General features: G+C 32.4%; 8 protein-coding genes. 4 read left to right on the forward strand and 4 right to left on the reverse strand.

Annotated features, from left to right (window positions below):
* Positions 1 to 7 precede the first annotated feature (7 nt).
* Both sufB and FJOH_RS06160 read right to left on the reverse strand, forming a co-directional pair.
* Complete coding sequence (gene sufB, locus FJOH_RS06155; RefSeq protein WP_012023266.1) at positions 8 to 1456, reverse strand: Fe-S cluster assembly protein SufB; 1449 nt, start codon at positions 1454 to 1456, stop codon at positions 8 to 10.
* Positions 1457 to 1535: 79 nt separating this feature from the next.
* Positions 1536 to 1865, reverse strand: coding sequence for a HesB/IscA family protein (locus tag FJOH_RS06160; protein ID WP_012023267.1), 330 nt, complete (start codon positions 1863 to 1865; stop codon positions 1536 to 1538).
* Positions 1866 to 2240: 375 nt separating this feature from the next.
* On the opposite strand from FJOH_RS06160, the gene FJOH_RS06165 reads away from it, so the two are divergent.
* Together FJOH_RS06165 and FJOH_RS06170 are read left to right on the forward strand one after the other, a co-directional pair.
* Positions 2241 to 3167 (forward strand): hypothetical protein, encoded by a 927-nt coding sequence (locus tag FJOH_RS06165; protein WP_012023268.1) that lies wholly within the window; start codon positions 2241 to 2243, stop codon positions 3165 to 3167.
* An 84-nt stretch (positions 3168 to 3251) separates the two neighbouring features.
* Positions 3252 to 4109, forward strand: coding sequence for an MBL fold metallo-hydrolase (locus FJOH_RS06170; RefSeq protein ID WP_012023269.1), 858 nt, complete (start codon positions 3252 to 3254; stop codon positions 4107 to 4109).
* Between the two features lie 79 nt (positions 4110 to 4188).
* Here the strand turns inward: FJOH_RS06170 and FJOH_RS26185 are convergent, their stop codons facing one another.
* Both FJOH_RS26185 and FJOH_RS06180 read right to left on the reverse strand, forming a co-directional pair.
* A complete protein-coding gene (locus FJOH_RS26185) occupies positions 4189 to 8358 on the reverse strand; it encodes a T9SS type A sorting domain-containing protein (RefSeq protein WP_012023270.1) in 4170 nt (1389 codons plus the stop codon).
* A 182-nt stretch (positions 8359 to 8540) separates the two neighbouring features.
* Positions 8541 to 13580 carry an RCC1 domain-containing protein gene (locus tag FJOH_RS06180; RefSeq protein WP_012023271.1) on the reverse strand — a complete coding sequence of 1680 codons (5040 nt, stop codon included), beginning with the start codon at positions 13578 to 13580 and terminating at the stop codon, positions 8541 to 8543.
* A 276-nt stretch (positions 13581 to 13856) separates the two neighbouring features.
* On the opposite strand from FJOH_RS06180, the gene FJOH_RS06185 reads away from it, so the two are divergent.
* Positions 13857 to 15491, forward strand: a complete 1635-nt coding sequence (locus FJOH_RS06185; protein WP_012023272.1) for a S8 family peptidase — start codon at positions 13857 to 13859, stop codon at positions 15489 to 15491.
* A 64-nt stretch (positions 15492 to 15555) separates the two neighbouring features.
* A complete protein-coding gene (locus FJOH_RS06190; RefSeq protein ID WP_044047539.1) occupies positions 15556 to 17436 on the forward strand; it encodes a M1 family metallopeptidase in 1881 nt (626 codons plus the stop codon).
* The last annotated feature ends 106 nt before the right edge of the window (positions 17437 to 17542 follow it).

A 17542-nucleotide genomic window follows, 5' to 3' on the forward strand; every position in this document is an offset into this window, starting at 1 on the left:
CTTCAAATTATCCTACAGAACCTTCTAAAGAAATCTCTAATAATTTTTGCGCTTCAACCGCAAATTCCATTGGAAGTTTGTTCAATACATCTTTACTGAAACCGTTTACAATTAAGGCAATCGCTTTTTCAGTCGGGATACCTCTTTGGTTACAGTAAAATACTTGGTCTTCTCCAATTTTACTTGTAGTTGCTTCGTGCTCGATTTTTGCTGTTGGATTTTTACTTTCGATATATGGGAAAGTATGTGCTCCGCAATTGTTACCCATTAACAATGAATCGCATTGCGAAAAGTTTCTTGCGTTTTCTGCTCTTGGAGAAATCTGCACTAAACCACGGTAGCTGTTTTGTGATTTTCCAGCCGAAATACCTTTAGAAATAATAGTCGATTTAGTGTTTTTACCTAAATGGATCATTTTTGTTCCAGTATCTGCTTGTTGGAAATTATTAGTAACAGCAATAGAATAAAATTCTCCTACTGAATTGTCTCCCTTAAGTACACATGAAGGATATTTCCAAGTCACGGCAGAACCTGTTTCAACTTGTGTCCAAGAAATTTTAGCGTTAGTTTCGCATAAACCTCTTTTGGTTACGAAGTTGTAAACACCACCTTTTCCTTCTTTGTTTCCTGGGAACCAGTTTTGAACTGTAGAATATTTAATTTCTGCATCGTCAAGAGCGATTAATTCAACTACAGCAGCGTGTAATTGATTTTCGTCACGGCTTGGGGCAGTACATCCTTCAAGGTAAGAAACATAACTTCCTTCATCGGCAATAACCAGCGTTCTTTCGAATTGCCCAGTTCCTGCCTGATTGATTCTAAAATAAGTTGAAAGTTCCATTGGACATTTAACACCTTTTGGAATATAACAGAAACTTCCATCAGAGAAAACTGCTGAGTTTAATGCTGCGTAGAAGTTGTCTTTTTGAGGAACAACAGTACCTAAATATTTTTTTACTAATTCTGGATGTTCTTTAATTGCTTCAGAAATCGGGCAGAAAATAATTCCTTTTTCAGCCAGTGTTTTCTTGAAAGTCGTTGCTACTGAAACAGAATCGACAACAATATCCATAGCGACATTGTTCATCTTTTTTTGCTCATCAACAGAAATCCCCAGTTTTTTGTACATCTCTAATAATTCCGGATCAACATCATCCAGCGTTTTATTAGGATCTACTTGTTTTGGAGCTGAATAATAAGAGATTGCCTGAAAATCTGGTTTTTCGTATTGTACGTTTGCCCATTCTGGCTCGATCATTTCTTTCCAGGCACGGAAAGCCTCGATGCGCCATTCGGTCATCCATTCAGGTTCTTCTTTTTTAAGCGAAATAGCTCTTACAATTTCTTCGTTTAAGCCAATAGGGAAAGTTTCGGATTCAATATTGGTATAAAATCCGTACTCATATTCTTTAGTTTCCAGTTCGATTTTTAAATCGTCTTCTGTGTATTTGCTCATTGTTGATTTTAAAGATTCAAAGATTTAATTCAGAAATTTCAAAGAATTAATCTTTATTAGTCTTGGTATTCTCTATTATTTATAGTGAAAATGATTCACCGCAGCCACAAGTTCTGCTTGCATTTGGATTATTGAAAACAAATCCTTTTCCGTTTAATCCGCCAGAGAATTCTAAAATTGTTCCGGCTAAATATAGAAATGATTTTTTTTCAACTGCAATTTGTATGTCGTTATCTACGAATATTTTATCATCTTCTCCTTTGGTTTTGTCAAACTTTAAATCATAAGACAAACCAGAGCATCCACCGCTTTTAACGCCGACTCTTACGTAGTCGCTTGCGGCATCAAAACCATCATCAGTCATCAAATCGATGATTTTCTTTTTGGCTGTATCAGAAACCTTTATCATTGTTTATGGTATTTGTTTTTAAAAGATCATTTTAATTTGCATTTCGATAATAATCAAATTATTACAGAAAATTTAAATGCCAATTTCAATGTTCAAATGAAATTGTCTGCAAAGATACGACTTAAAAACCTTTTTCCATAACGGTTCACATTATTATAACAAATGTTAAAATAGATAGAAGTTATTTTGCGAAAAAGAAATCAATTGAAGTCTCTTTTATTTTACAACAATTAAATGTTTTGAAAGAAAAGCTTTATTTTTATGTAAAATACTGATATTATGATGATTAAGTTATCGTTAAATGATAAAAAACAGTATTTCTACTTGTTTTGTCGAATAAAATAATATTATTTTTACAAGAAATTGTGACGAATCATGAAGAAAAACTACACTAATGAATGGTTAAGAGCATTTTTAGCTATATTTTTTATTTTAGGAATAGGAGCTACATTTTTTTTGTTTAGTAATGAACTAAAAGAAAGTGCAGAGAAGGCTAAAATAATCACCAAAAAGTCTGAACTTACCGGACCCAGTAATGAAACAATCGCACAAAAAAGCATACTGGATTCTTTAAATATTTTAAAATTAGAATACGATGTAGCACTTCTTGAAAAAACATCGTTATCTGAGCAATTAGAACTTGAACGTAAAAATGTTCAAAATTTAATGGAAATTATAAAAGTTTCTAAAAATCCTTCGATTGTTCAAATACAAATTTACAGAAAACAGCTTTTAGATTTAAAAACGGCGTTAGCAGCCAAAATTGTAGAAATTAAAAATTTAAAATCTCAGAATAAAAGTCTACTTACTGAAATCGAAAGCCAAAATGTGGTAATGTATAAGCAGAAAACAGAAAATGATACACTCTTATTACATCAAAAAAAATTAGAATTAGCGATAAAAGATGCTGCGAAACTTTCTCTCAGTAATTTTAAAGTAGCAGCATTTCGCGAAAAAAAATCAGGAAAAGAACTTGAAACTGAAAAAGCCAGAAATGCTCAAAAATTAAAAGTAAGTTTTTCTGTTAATGGAAATTCAATTGCAAAAACCGGAAAAAGAGTGTTCTACATTCAGGTTTTAGATCAAAAAAATACAGTTTTAGGGGAGAATAAATTAATCGAATTTGAAAATGATAAAGCTTTGGTTTACAGTTTTATCGTTGCTGTAGATTTTCAGGGAAAACCCCTAAATGCCTATGGCGTTTTAAATTCTGATGGAAATGAATTTAAAAAGGGAACTTACTTTGTTAACTTTTTTGACAAGCAGGAAATAATGGGAAGTGCTTCTGTTACTTTAGAGTAATGGCTGTTTTGAGTTTTTAAATAGAATTTTAGCATAACGAAATTGGATTTCCTAGCTTTGTTTTCTTATTAGATATTTATACTCATGAAACTTTACCCAATAGAATCCGGAAATTTTAAATTAGATGGCGGCGCTATGTTTGGTGTTGTGCCTAAAACAATTTGGAATAAAACTAATCCGGCAGATTCAAATAATCTGATAGATATAGCCGCGAGATGTTTGTTAATTGAAGACGGAAACAGATTGATTTTAATTGATACCGGAATGGGAGATAAGCAGTCTGAAAAATTCTTCGGATATTACTCACTTTGGGGATCACATTCAATAGATAAATCGCTGGCAGAATATGGTTTTAACCGAGATGATATTACGGATGTTTTTATGACACATTTGCATTTTGATCATTGCGGAGGAAGCGTTCAGTGGAATTCTGATAAGACTTTTTATGAACCGGCTTTCAAAAATGCAAAATTTTGGACAAATGAAAATCACTGGCAATGGGCAGTAAAACCTAATGCCCGTGAAAAAGCTTCATTTTTAACAGAGAATATTATCCCAATGCAGGAAAGCGGCCAATTGAATTTTATTGAAAGACCTGAAAGCGATTTTGGTTTTTCAAAAGAATTGGGTTTTGGAATTTTTTATGCAGACGGACATACCGAAAAACAGATGATTCCGCATATTCAATATCAGGATAAAACAATTGTTTTTTGTGCCGATTTATTAGCAACAGCCGGACATATTCCGCTTCCATATGTAATGGGATATGATACAAGACCGCTTTTGACTTTAGATGAAAAAGCAAAATTTTTAAATTCAGCTGCAGATAATAATTATTATTTGTTTCTGGAACATGATGCTCATAATCAAATTATAACGGTTGAGCATACTGAAAAAGGCGTTCGATTAAAAGACGTTTTCACTTGCGAAGATATTCTGTAGAAAAAAGTTTAAGATATAAAAAATCCCATTTTCAAATAATTATGAAAATGGGATTTTTAGTTTAACTAAATTCTAATTTTTATTCTACAATCACTTTTTTAGCCGAAGCTGTATCCTGATTGATTAAATACACATAGTAAACTCCTTTTGGTAATCCAGATAAATTGATTGTGTTATCTGTGTTATTTGAGTTTAGTGTAAATGATTTTACAAGCTGTCCTAAAACATTATAAACATTTGCTTTTTCCAGGTTTACATTTTTAATGTTTAATTCGCCTTTGGTTGGGTTTGGATGTATAACAACATTATTAATAGCAGATTCTGGAACACTTAGAGTCTTACAAGTATTTGAATAGGTGGTAGTTGATTCTTTGATGTTTGACCAATTTGCGTTCGAATAAGCCTCATTATCAACTTGTATACAGCCAAGAGTTTTAAGTCCTAAAAATGTAGTGTATAAACCAGATGCAGATTTACCAGTATTTGATGGCAGAATAAAGTTTGCATTGTTTCCGTTTCGCAGATTTAATGAAACCAGTGGATTGTTAACTACATACACAATTCTGAGCTTAGTATTATTTGATAAATCTATCGTGGTAAGCTGATTTGAAGAAGCGTTTAATGTTTCTAATTTAATATTCTTGCTTACATTTAAAGTTGTCAATTGGTTACTGCTGACATCTAAATAGGTTAAAGAGGTAAAATATTCAATCCCTGTTAGATCTTTAATACTGCTGTTTGAAAGATCTAAAGTAGTAACAGCACTTGCATCTGCAATCGTAATTTTTCCGTTTAAACCATCAGTATCTATTCCTAAATCAATTAGTTTTTGTTCAAAATTTGAATCTGAGATTTGAACAAATTCAATAGAACAATCTAGACTGTATTTTGCTGCTGCATCTTTTAGATGTGCCCAATTTGCATTAGAATAAGTAACGTCATCAACAAGGATACAAGTTAAATCTGGGTTATTGTTGAAATTTGTATACTTGCGGTCTAATATAGTGTTATTTCCGTTTTTTAGATTCAATGATGTTAAGTTGTTTAGATCGACCTGTAAACGAGTTATTTTCGTATTGCTAGAAATATCAATGCTTGTTAATAGATTAGAATAACAATAAAAAGTATTCAATTCAGTATTTTTTGAAACATCAAGAGTTGTCAAAGAATTGCCGTAAACACTTAAGGATGAGAGCAATATGTTTTTTGATACATTTAAAGCTGTCAATTGATTTACATCGCAATATAAAGAATATAAGTTAATGTTCTTTAAAAGATCAAGAGAGGTAAGATTGTTTTCAGAACAATCTATAGAACCTAATTGTATATTATTTGCAGTATTAAGACTTGTTAAAGCATTTTTTGAACAGATCAAATTTCTTAAAGCAATATTGTCTGATAAATCTAAGGAAGTCAATAAATTTTGCTGACATTCTAACATAGAGAGAATCGAAGCATTTTTGATGTTTAAACTTGTCAATTTGTTATTACCACATTGCAGATATTCCAGAATAGTATTTTTAGATAAATCTAAAGTTGTTAATTGATTATATGTAAGATTTGTAACATATAACAGTTTGTTGTTAGATAAGTCTAAAGTTGTTAAGTTGTTATACTCTGCATTTAAAGAAGTTAATTTTGTATTTTGACTTAGATCTAGTGTCGTTAATTTATTTTTTCCAATTGATAAATTGGTTAATTGAGTATTTTCTCTAACATTTACATTTTCCAATTTATTTTCTCTAACAAGTAATGAGGTTAATTTTGGATTTGAAGAAAGATCTAATGTTGTTATTTGATTTTTATTTGCATAGAGTCCTGTTAATTCTCTAAAATCTTCAATTCCCGTTAGGTCTTTAATAGAAGAATCTGTAAGGTCTAAGTTAGCTATAGAAGCAATATTTGTGGTTAAAACTTTTCCATCTGGAGATCCTGAGTCGATTCCTAAACTAATTAATTTATTTTCAAAATTGAGATCAGGAATTAAAGTATAAGGTCTGCAATCTGTACTAAAACTTGCTTTTGGGTTTTTTTGGTTTGACCAGCGTGCATTTGCTTCTTCTACATTGTCGACCTGAATACATGCCAGATAATCATTATTATCAAAGCGTATGAGGGAACCGGAATTATAGAATAGATTATTTGCTCCATTTTTGATATTTAAACTACTTAGGCTGTTAATATTGGCAACCATAGTAGTCAATTTGTTATTTTTACTTAAATCAAGACTTTGTAAGCTATTAGCATTACAGAGCAGAGACTGCAGATTTACATTGAAAGACAGGTCGATATTTTGTACTCTGTTATAACCAAAATCCAGACTTTCTAATGCTAATTGTTTAGAAACATTTATATTAGAAATAAAATTGTTGTAGCATCTAATGGATTTAAGTGCTGTGTTATTAGAAAAATCAAGTCCAAATATATTATTGTTAGAAACTTCCAATGTCAGTAACGCTGAATTATTAGACAGATTCAGTGCGGTTAACTGATTATTATTGCATTCTAAAGAGGTTAGTAAAGTGTTTTTAGACACATTTAATTGAGTCAGTCGATTGTTCGAACAATTTAAAGTTTTTAAAGCAACAAAAGCTTCAATTCCGGTAAGATTTGAAATGGAGCTTTGTGATACATTCAGAGAAGTCAAAGAAGCTACTTTAGAAGTTAAAATTTTTCCATCGGCAGTTCCTGATTCTATACCCAAACTAATCAGTTTGTTTTCGAAATTACTATCGGGAATTAAGGTAAAATATTCTAAGAGTAAACAAGCAGTTGACGAAAATGATGTCATTGGGTCTTTTTTATCGAACCAATTTGTGTTTGCAAATGCTAAGTCACTAACCTGAACGCAATACAATTCTGGATTTGATTTAAAAGAGACTGCATTGGTAAGTAAAGTATTATTAGTAAGATTTAAAATTGCTAATTTATTTTTCTCTAAAGATAAAGTTGTTAATGCTCTATTGTTTAATAAATCTAAACTTGTTATTAAATTTTCATCTAATTTTAAAGAAGTTAATGCTCCATTGTGGTTTACTTCTAACTTATCAAGTTTATTTTGGCTGATGTCCAAAACCTGCAAAGAACTATTATAAGACAAGTCAATTTTTGTCAATTGATTGGAAGAGCAGTATAGCGTTTTTAGGGCTCTATTATTAGACAGATTTAGAGCTGTTATTTTATTTTGATTACAGTTTAAATCTGTTAAATAAACGTTTTTGGTAATATCCAGAGTGACAAGTAGGTTTCCGTCACAGGATAAATTGGTCAAATTGTGAAAGTCTTGAATGCCAGTCAGATCAGAAATGGAACTATTTGATACATTAAGAGAAGTTATAGAGGTAATATCTGCTGTTAGAACTTTACCATTTTCACCATCCTTGTCAATACCCAAAGCAATTAGTTTTTTTTCAAAATTGATATCAGGAATTGTCGTATATGGAGAACAATATGTACTGTATTGTACATCTCCTTTTACACTGGCCCAGCGAACATTTGCTTCTTCGACATTATCAACCTGAACACATTTTAGATTTGGACTGTTGAAGGTTAATGTAGAAAGAGGTGCATCAAACAAATAGTTTGTACCATTTTGGATATTGAAACTGATTAAAGGATTGTTATGAGCTTGTACATAATGGACTTTAGTATTTTTGCTTAGGTCAAGATTCTTTAGCAGATTAGTGTGACATGCTAAGCCAGACAAATTCACATTAGAAGACAAATCAAGAATTTCGATTTTATTGGTATAACAAAAAAATTGCTCCAGCATTAACTGCTTAGAAACATTTAACGCTGTAAGTTGATTACTGGAGCAATAAATAGTTTTAAGTGCCGTGTTATTAGAAAAATCAAGTGCTGTAAGTTTATTTTGAGAGCAGTCTAATTTCAGCAGTAATGGATTATTGGATATGTCCAATGCAGTTAATAGATTGTTACTGCATTCTAAAGAGGTTAAAGCTCTGTTTTTAGACAGATTTAACTGTGTCAATCGATTTGAGGAACACTTTAACTCTTTTAAAGATATAAAATCTTCAATACCGGTGAGGTCTGTAATCGAACTTGTATCAACATATAAATAAATTATAGAAGCTACATTGGATGTTAGAACCCTCCCATCGGGAGCACCAGAATCGATACCCAGGCTAATCAGCTTGTTTTCAAAATTCACATCAGGAATAGAAGTGTATTGTTGGGCATGAATAGAAAAGCTTGCTAATAATAGCAATAAGAGTAGTTTTGTTTTCATAGATTGAATTTATGGTTAGGTCGCGCAATTGTACAAAATTTAAACGGATATTCCTTACGGGAAACCGTAAAGCAGAGCTTCTTTTATTTATATTATTTGAGAATTCTAAAACAGATATTAGTAAATAAAAAAATCCCTTCTTCATTAAATGAAAAAGGGATTTTTACAAGATATTTTTTGATTTATTCTACAATCACTTTTTTAGCCGAAGCGGCATCCTGATTGATTAAATACACATAGTAAACTCCTTTTGGCAATCCAGATAAATTGATTGTGTTATCTGTATTATTTGAATTTAATGTAAATGATTTTACAAGCTGTCCTAAAACATTATAAACGTTTGCTTTTTCAAGGTTTACATTTTGAATATGTAATTCTCCTTTGGTTGGGTTAGGATGTATAACAACATTTTTAAGAGCAGATTCAGGAACACCCAGTGTCTTACAAGTATTAGAATAAGTTGTAGTCGATTCTTTGATATTTGACCAATTTGCATTTGAATAACTTTCATCATCAACCTGAATACAACCCAGAGTTTTAAGCCCTAAAAAGGAAGTGTACAATCCAGAAACTGATTTTTTTCCGGTATTTGGCGGCAGAATAAAGTTTGTATTGTTTCCGTTTCGCAGATTTAATGAAACCAAAGGATTATTAACTACATACACAATTCTAAGTTTAGTATTTTTAGATAAATCTAATATAGTAAGCTGATTTGAAGAAGCATTTAATGTTTCTAATAGAATATTTTTACTTACATCTAAAGTTGTCAATTGATTATTGCTTACATCTAAATAAGTTAAAGAGGTAAAATATTCAATCCCAGTTAGATCTTTAATATTACTGTTTGAAAGATTTAAAATAGTCACAGCACTTGCATCTGCAATCGTAATTTTTCCGTTTAAACCATCAGTATCTATTCCTAAATCAACTAATTTTTGTTCAAAATTTGAATCTGGAATTGAAATAGAACCACAGTTTTCACTGAAAGATGCTGCAGCATCTTTTGCTGCCGGCCAATTTGTATTAGAATATGCAGCATTGTCAACCTGAATACAAGTTAAATCAGGATTTTGCGTAAAATTTAAATCAATAGTTGCTAATAATGTGTTATTTCCATTTTTTAAATTTAATGCTGTCAGCTTATTGTTTTTACAGTCTAAATTAGTAAGTGCATTATTTTTTGATAGGTCAAGACTTGTGAGCTGATTGTTTAAACAATACAATTCTTTTAAAAGAGGATTATTAGATAAGTCTATCGAAGTTAACTGATTATTAAAAAAGTTAAGATGGAATAATGCAATATTTTTAGTAACATTAAGACTAGTTAATTGATTAGAATAACACTCTAAATAATACATTAAAGTATTGTTCGATACATCAAGAGTTGTTAATTTGTTCAATCCGCATTCTAATCCAAGTAAGTTTAAATTTTTACTAACATTTAATGAAGTTAGCTGGTTGCCAAAACAATAGAATTGTTCTAATGCAGTGTTATTAGTTACATCAATATTTGTTAACTGGTTATTTATGCAGTATAAATTCTTTAAAACCAGATTTTTTGAAATGTTTACATTTTGCAATTTATTGTAACTGCATTCTACTGTTATCAAACTAACATTATTACTAAGATCTAAAGCAGTCAGCTGATTTTGTTCACAATATAAAGTTTTAAGATTTTTATTATTTGAAAGATTTAATGATGTAAGATTATTTTTTGCACAATTTAAAGTAGTAAGAGATTTAAAATCTTGTATCCCGCTTAAATCAGAAATACTTTTTGAAGACACATTCAAGCTTGTAATGTTTGAAATATTAGCAGTAAGTACTTTTCCATCTGCACTACCAGAATCATAACCCAAAGCGATCAGCCTGTTTTCAAAATTAACATCTGGAATTAAAGTATAATTATCGCATTTAACATTAAACGCAGCGCCGGCATCTTTTTTATCTGTCCAGTTTGCATTAGCAAAGGCCACATCATCAACCTGAATACAAGTTAAATTAGGGTTGTTTTTAAAATTTAGATATATAAGTTTATCATTGTTTCCATTCTTTAAATTTAGATTTATTAATTGATTATAATTAGGGAATAAACCAACTAAGGCAGTATTTGTGCTAATATCCAAAGTGGTTAGTTGATTTTTTGAACAATTTAAAAATTCTAAAACTTTGTTTTTACTTATATCTAAATCTTTTAATTCATTAGACTGACAATACAACTCTGTTAATGTAGTTATTTTAGAAACATCCAAGGAGGTGATTTTATTTTCACGGCAATCCAGAAGTTTTAAAGCGGTATTATTGCTTACATCTATAGTAGTTAATTGGCTGGTATTACATCCCAAAAATGTTAAAGCTGTATTATGGCTTACATCCAATGAAGTATATTGGTTTGAACCAGAATCTAATTTTGTTAAAGCTGTATTTTTTTTAACATCCAAAGAGGTTAATTTATTTGAGTAGCAAGCTAAGTCAGTTAAGGCGAGATTATTGCTTACATCTAAGTATGCAATCTGGTTGTTATTACAATCTAAAACTGTCAAAGCAGTATTATTACTTACGTTTAATGCTTTCAGATTATTTTGACCACAATTCAAATTAGTTAATGATATGAAGTCTTGTATTCCAGTTAAATCTGAAATAGAAGAAGAAGACACATCAAGAGATTCCACTGAAGCGATATCTGAAGTACGGACTTTTCCATCTACAACTCCGGAATCAATTCCTAAATTGATCAATTTTTGTTCAAAACTCGGATCTGGAATTAAAGTATAAGCAGGCTGCTCACCAGGGGTATACATAGCCGCAATTTCTTCCGGAGTCAAAACACGATTCCAGATACCAATATCATCGATTTGTCCTTTAAAATACTCATTAGTTGTATCTCCTGAAATTCGTTTTCCTATTCTAAAAAGATTGTTCGTAGTATTTAAGGCAGCATTTTTTTCTGAAACAAATACACCATTTACATATAAAGATACTTTGGTTCCGTTATAGGTAAGTGTAAAAAAATACCAGTCATTACTTAAGTAATTAAAGTTGTTTACATAAAAATCATCGCCTATGGCATTTGGTCCGGTTGAAGTTTCAAGATAACCTTTTGAATAAACAGTAAGTCCAAATCTTTGTAATCTTGATAACGCGCCATAATTAAAAATACATACATCTCCATTTTCACCTGGATTTGGAGTATTTGTTTTAAACCAGCCAGAAATTGTTCTTGCAGCATTGCCTTGAGGAATATTGGCAATAGGAGCATCAATATAACTGCCGGCTCCATTAAAACTATAGGCGCTATTGCTGTTTCCAAATCGGTCAGATGCCAGATTTGTACTTACAGCATTTCCATTAAATCCATTTCCGCTTGTATCATTTGCATTTCCATTAAATGTGTAATAAGCAACCAAACCATTTGTTGGTATTTCTCCATATGATGCAGGTAGAATAGTTATATCAACAGCAGCTCTTACACTTTCGCACCCGTTAATTGTTTGAGAAACATAATATTTACCTGTTTGCAGTGAAACAGATGACGCTAAAGCATTTCCTCCTGTAAGTGTTGTAAACCATTTTAGATTACTGCCGGTAGCTTTTAAATCAGCAACAGTTGCAGAAGCACTCAGCGTTTGTGCACTTACGGTTGGAATAGGAGTACTTTCTTTTTCAATAACTACATAGGAGCTTACTAAACATCCCTTACTGTCCTTTACTATTACTTGATAATTTCCTGATGGCAGGCCGGTAAAAACATTAGAATCTTGGTAAATTGCATTTGACCAAATTTCGTACTGATATGGTAATGTTCCTCCATTTGCAATAATTTCAATGCTGCCATTATTGTTGTTACAATTTGTATTAATAACTGTTACAGTAGAAAAAAGTGCTGGCGGCTGTGTAATAGTAATGTTTTTTGTAATGGATAGTGAAGAAGCATCTGTTATAGTACAAGAATAATCACCTGCAGCCAATTCTGTAATCGAAGCAGTTGTTTTTCCATTAGACCAAAGATAAGTATATGGCGTTGTTCCGCCCGAAACTGATGTTATTGAAGCGGAGCCTTCATTACTGCCAGCACAACGTACATTGGTTTGAGATACAGTTACTATCAATGAACCTGCACAATTTAAAAGTGTAGGAATATTTTTTTCAATAGATGTACCATCACCTAATTGACCATAAGAATTATTTCCCCAAGACCATAAACTTTCATCTGTTTTTACAGCAACTGTATGAACTGAACCGCCACTAACCATTTGCCAGTTTTTTTCTGTTCCTATTTGTACAGGGATTAAACTGTTAATTTTTGAACCATTCCCAAATACTCCGTCAGCATTATAGCCCCATGCCCACAAAGTACCGTCTGTTTTTATAGCAACAGTATAATCTACACCGCCTTCTGCAGATTTCCAATCTGTATCTGTTCCAATTTTTGTTGGAACAATTTTATCTATTGTGGTATTATCTCCTAATGCGCCATAAGTATTTTTTCCCCAGATCCATAAACTGCCATCATTTTTTATAGCAATAGTATGATCACTTCCTGCGGCTATTGTTTTCCAATCAGTATCTGTTCCTATTTGTTTTGGTACACGATTATTTGTTGTAGTGCCGTCTCCCAATGTGCCATAAGTATTTTTCCCCCAAGCCCATAAAGTTCCGTCTTTTTTCAGTGCAATTGTATAAAGCCCACCTGCGGAAATAGCCAGCCAGTTAGAATCAGATCCTATTTTCGTTGGAGTGTTTCTGTCAAAAGAAGTTCCATTACCCAATTGTCCAGAAAAATTATTCCCCCAGGCCCATAAAGTGCCGTCGTTTTTTAAGGCGACTGTATGACCATGCCCAGCGGCTATTGTCTGCCAGTCATTTTCTGTTCCTATTTGTTGAGGAAGATTAAAATTAGTATTATAATTACCGTTTCCTAACTGTCCTAAACGACCATATCCCCATGCCCATAATGTTCCGTCAGTTTTAAGTGCTACAGTATGTCCCCAGCCTGCTGCTGCTGTTTTCCAGTTATTGGCAGTTCCCATTTTTGTGGGAATATTTATTGCTGCAGGCGTACTGTTGCCTAGTTGTCCCTCATCATTATTTCCCCAGGTCCATAAAGTGCCGTCATTTCTTACAGCAACAGTATGACTGTATCCGGCAGCTGCTGTTTTCCAGCATTGTGCCTTTATTTGTATGAAAGAAAAGATTAAAATTAAAAGTAAAGTTTTTCTCATAAAGTATTTTTTAGTTTTTTGGCAGTGCAATAATACAATATAGATCCTAAACCTTATTACGGGAAGACGTATTAATAAGAAATATTTTTTTATCTGCCGAGCCTTTAAACTTTGTTAATCTGCTAGTTAGAATTAAACATCGTAATGCTTAAGAAAAATCTGCTTAGAAATCATTTTTTAATCAAAATTTCATAACACAGTGTTAACAGTTAGTTTTTTGTAACAAAAAAGCATAATTTAGACCCATCTTTTAACTTTACAATTATAATTAGATACATGAGTCATATAAAACCTCTTAAATTATCTGCTTTTGCATTGCTTGTTTTAGCAGGATGCAGCGCTACGGTACAAGCGCAAGTTTCTACTCAAAAAGAGTTTATTAAAGCGCCTGCGGCGATTGTTAAAAAAGCGCCTGTAAGCGAAAATGAATTAAAAAGATGGAGTCACCTTGATTTATTAAAAGATTCTATTCCGGGGATGAGTGTTGATAAAGCTTACGCTGAATTACTACAAGGAAAAAAAGGACAAAAAGTAATCGTAGGAATTGTAGACTCTGGTGTTGATATCGAACACGAAGATCTAAAAGGAATGATCTGGACAAATCCTAAAGAAATTCCTGGTAACGGAATTGACGATGATAAAAACGGATTTATTGATGACGTAAACGGCTGGAACTTTCTTGGAGATGCTGTTCACGAAAATCTGGAGTTAACACGTATCGTTAAAAAAGGAGACGACGGTTCAGCACAATATAAAGCTGCCCTTGCTCAATATACTGAAAAATACGAAGAAGCTTTGCAGGATAAACAACAAGTAGATTTTTTACTTGATGTGCACAATACAATCAAAAAAGAGCTTAACAAAACGACTTATAAGTTAGAAGACTTAAGCACCATTACTTCGGCAGATCCAAAAGTTCTGCAAAGTAAAAAAGTAATGACGCAGATTTTTACAAACGCAGGTTCAACTTTTGACCCTGAGTCTGAACTAAAAGAATATGGCGAGCAGGTTTACGATCAGTTAAATTACAATTTAAATAAAGAATTTGACGGAAGAAAAATCGTAGGCGATAATCCTGAAGATATTAAAAACACTCGTTATGGAAATAACATCGTTTTTGGTCCAGACAAAGAAAAAGCACTTCACGGAACACACGTAGCCGGAATTATTGCGCAAATTCGCGGTAATAATTTAGGAGGAGACGGAGTAACAAATAATGTTGAAATTTTAACAGTAAGAGCTGTTCCGGATGGAGATGAATATGATAAAGATATCGCTTTAGCAATTCGTTATGCAGTTGACAACGGCGCAAAAGTAATCAACGGTAGTTTTGGAAAAAGCTTCTCTCCGCACAAACAATGGGTTTACGATGCTATCAAATATGCAGCAAAAAAAGATGTTTTAATCGTTCACGCAGCAGGAAATGACGGATACAATATTGATGAAACAAAAAACATCAACTATCCAAATGACTCTGAAGATAACGTAAAAGAATTTGCTGATAACGTAATCACAATTGGAGCAATTAATAAACAATACGGAGAAAATGTTGTAGCAGGATTTTCTAACTTCGGAAAAATTAACGTTGACGTTTTTGCTCCGGGAGAAGAAATCTATGCAACAGTTCCAAACAACAAATACAAGTTTTTACAAGGAACATCAATGGCATCTCCAAATGCAGCAGGTGTTGCAGCATTGATTCGTTCTTACTATCCAAAATTAAAAGCGTCTCAGGTAAAACATATTTTAATGGATTCAGGAGTTGCACTTCCTGCACAAATTGTTTTAGGTAAAGGTGAAAATCCAGGTGAGAAACCTGCAGCAGTATCTTCTGCAGAATCATCAAAAACAGCTAAAATGGTAAACGCTTACAATGCTTTATTAATGGCAGAGAAAATGTCTAAAAAATAAAGAATAATACACTATTAATCTAATGGAAGAGTTCGCACTCTTCCATTTTCTATTACATATAAACATGCGAAAAATTATCTTATTGTCATTTCTGAGTTTGGGTATAAACTCGACATTTGCACAAAGCGCTCCATATTGGCAGCAACATGCCGATTATAAAATGGAGGTTTCAATGGATGTAAAAAACTATCAGTACAAAGGAAAACAAGAGCTGGTTTACACCAATAATTCTCCTGATACCCTGAAAAAAGTTTTTTATCATTTATTCCCAAATGCCTTTCAGCCGGGAAGTGAAATGGATGCACGTCTCCATTTTATCAAAGATCCTGACGGAAGAATGGTCAATAAAGTAAAAGGTGCCGACGGAAAAGAGGTTAAACAAAGCCGAATAGAAACTTTAAAGCCGAATGAAATTGGATTTTTAAAAATCTCTGATTTCAAACAAGACGGAGTTACTGCACAGACACGAGTTTCAGGAACAATTTTAGAAGTAACTTTAGCAAAACCAATCCTGCCAAATTCAAAAACTACTTTTACTTTAGATTTTGATGGTCAGGTTCCGGTTCAGATTCGTCGTTCAGGAAGAAACAATTCTGAAGGAGTTGAACTTTCAATGTCTCAGTGGTATCCAAAATTAGCCGAATTTGATTTCGAAGGATGGCATGCAGATCCATACATTGCAAGAGAATTTCACGGTGTTTGGGGTAATTTTGATGTTAAAATTACAATTGATAAAGACTATACAATTGGAGGTTCTGGATATCTGCAGGATAAAAATTCAATCGGACATGGTTATGAAGATGAAGGCGTAACGGTTACATATCCTAAAAAAACAAAAACTCTAACTTGGCATTTTATCGCACCAAATGTCCACGATTTTACATGGGCAGCCGACAAAGAATACACGCATGATATCGTAAAAGGACCAAACGATGTCGATTTGCATTTCTTCTACAAAAACAATCCAAAAACTACAGCAAACTGGAAACAGTTAGAACCATTAATGGTAAAAGTTATGGATTATTATAACCATAGAGTAGGACAATATCCGTACAAACAATATTCATTTATTCAAGGCGGCGACGGCGGAATGGAATATGCAATGTGTACTTTGATGTTAGGAAACGGAACTCTTGAAGGAATTCTTGGAACTGCAACTCACGAATTAGGACACTCTTGGTTCCAGCACATTTTAGCATCAAATGAATCAAAACACCCTTGGATGGATGAAGGTTTTACCACTTACATCGAAGATAGTGCTTTGAATGAATTAAAAGGAGACAAAAAAGAAGTAAATCCTTTTACAGGAAATTATAAAGCGTATTACAGTTTAGTAAATTCTGGAAAAGAACAGCCGCAAACAACGCATGGAGATCGTTATGACGAAAACCGTCCATATAGTATTTCATCTTATGTAAAAGGAAGTATCTTTTTATCACAATTAGAATACGTAATTGGAAGAGAGAATGTTGATGCTGCTTTAAAAAGATATTTCAACGATTTTAAATTCAAACATCCAACTCCAAACGATATTAAAAGAAGTGCAGAAAGAGTTTCTGGTGCCGAATTAGACTGGTATTTAACAGACTGGGCTCAGACAACTAATACAATTGACTACGGAATTAAAGATGTAGCAGATAATGCAGGAAAAACAACTGTAACTTTAGAGAGAATAGGAAGAATGCCAATGCCTATCGATTTAAAAGTTGATTATACTGACGGAACTTCTGAAACTTTCTATATTCCGTTAAGAATGATGAATTTCATTAAACCAAATCCAAATCCAAGCGAAAAAAGAACTGTTTTGGATGACTGGGCCTGGGCACAGCAAAACTATAGTTTTACAATTGACAAAAACAAAGCGTCAATCAAAAAAATCACTATCGATCCAAGCGGATTAATGGCTGATGTAAAACAGACAAATAACGTTTTTGAGGTAAAATAAAAAAATCTCAATTTTTTCAACAAAAAAACCAACGCTGTCAGCGTTGGTTTTTTTGTTTTATACTCAAATGAATAATATAATTATCTAAATAAGTTAGTCTTATAAT

This window comes from Flavobacterium johnsoniae UW101 (assembly GCF_000016645.1).
GTDB classification, from domain to species: domain Bacteria; phylum Bacteroidota; class Bacteroidia; order Flavobacteriales; family Flavobacteriaceae; genus Flavobacterium; species Flavobacterium johnsoniae.

What these genes read in the sequence shown, in the direction of transcription:
- sufB (WP_012023266.1), bottom strand. Translation starts at nt 1,456, where the DNA reads ATGAGCAAATACACAGAAGACGATTTAAAAATCGAACTGGAAACTAAA.
- FJOH_RS06160 (WP_012023267.1), bottom strand. Translation starts at nt 1,865, where the DNA reads ATGATAAAGGTTTCTGATACAGCCAAAAAGAAAATCATCGATTTGATG.
- FJOH_RS06165 (WP_012023268.1), top strand. Translation starts at nt 2,241, where the DNA reads ATGAAGAAAAACTACACTAATGAATGGTTAAGAGCATTTTTAGCTATA.
- FJOH_RS06170 (WP_012023269.1), top strand. Translation starts at nt 3,252, where the DNA reads ATGAAACTTTACCCAATAGAATCCGGAAATTTTAAATTAGATGGCGGC.
- FJOH_RS26185 (WP_012023270.1), bottom strand. Translation starts at nt 8,358, where the DNA reads ATGAAAACAAAACTACTCTTATTGCTATTATTAGCAAGCTTTTCTATT.
- FJOH_RS06180 (WP_012023271.1), bottom strand. Translation starts at nt 13,580, where the DNA reads ATGAGAAAAACTTTACTTTTAATTTTAATCTTTTCTTTCATACAAATA.
- FJOH_RS06185 (WP_012023272.1), top strand. Translation starts at nt 13,857, where the DNA reads ATGAGTCATATAAAACCTCTTAAATTATCTGCTTTTGCATTGCTTGTT.
- FJOH_RS06190 (WP_044047539.1), top strand. Translation starts at nt 15,556, where the DNA reads ATGCGAAAAATTATCTTATTGTCATTTCTGAGTTTGGGTATAAACTCG.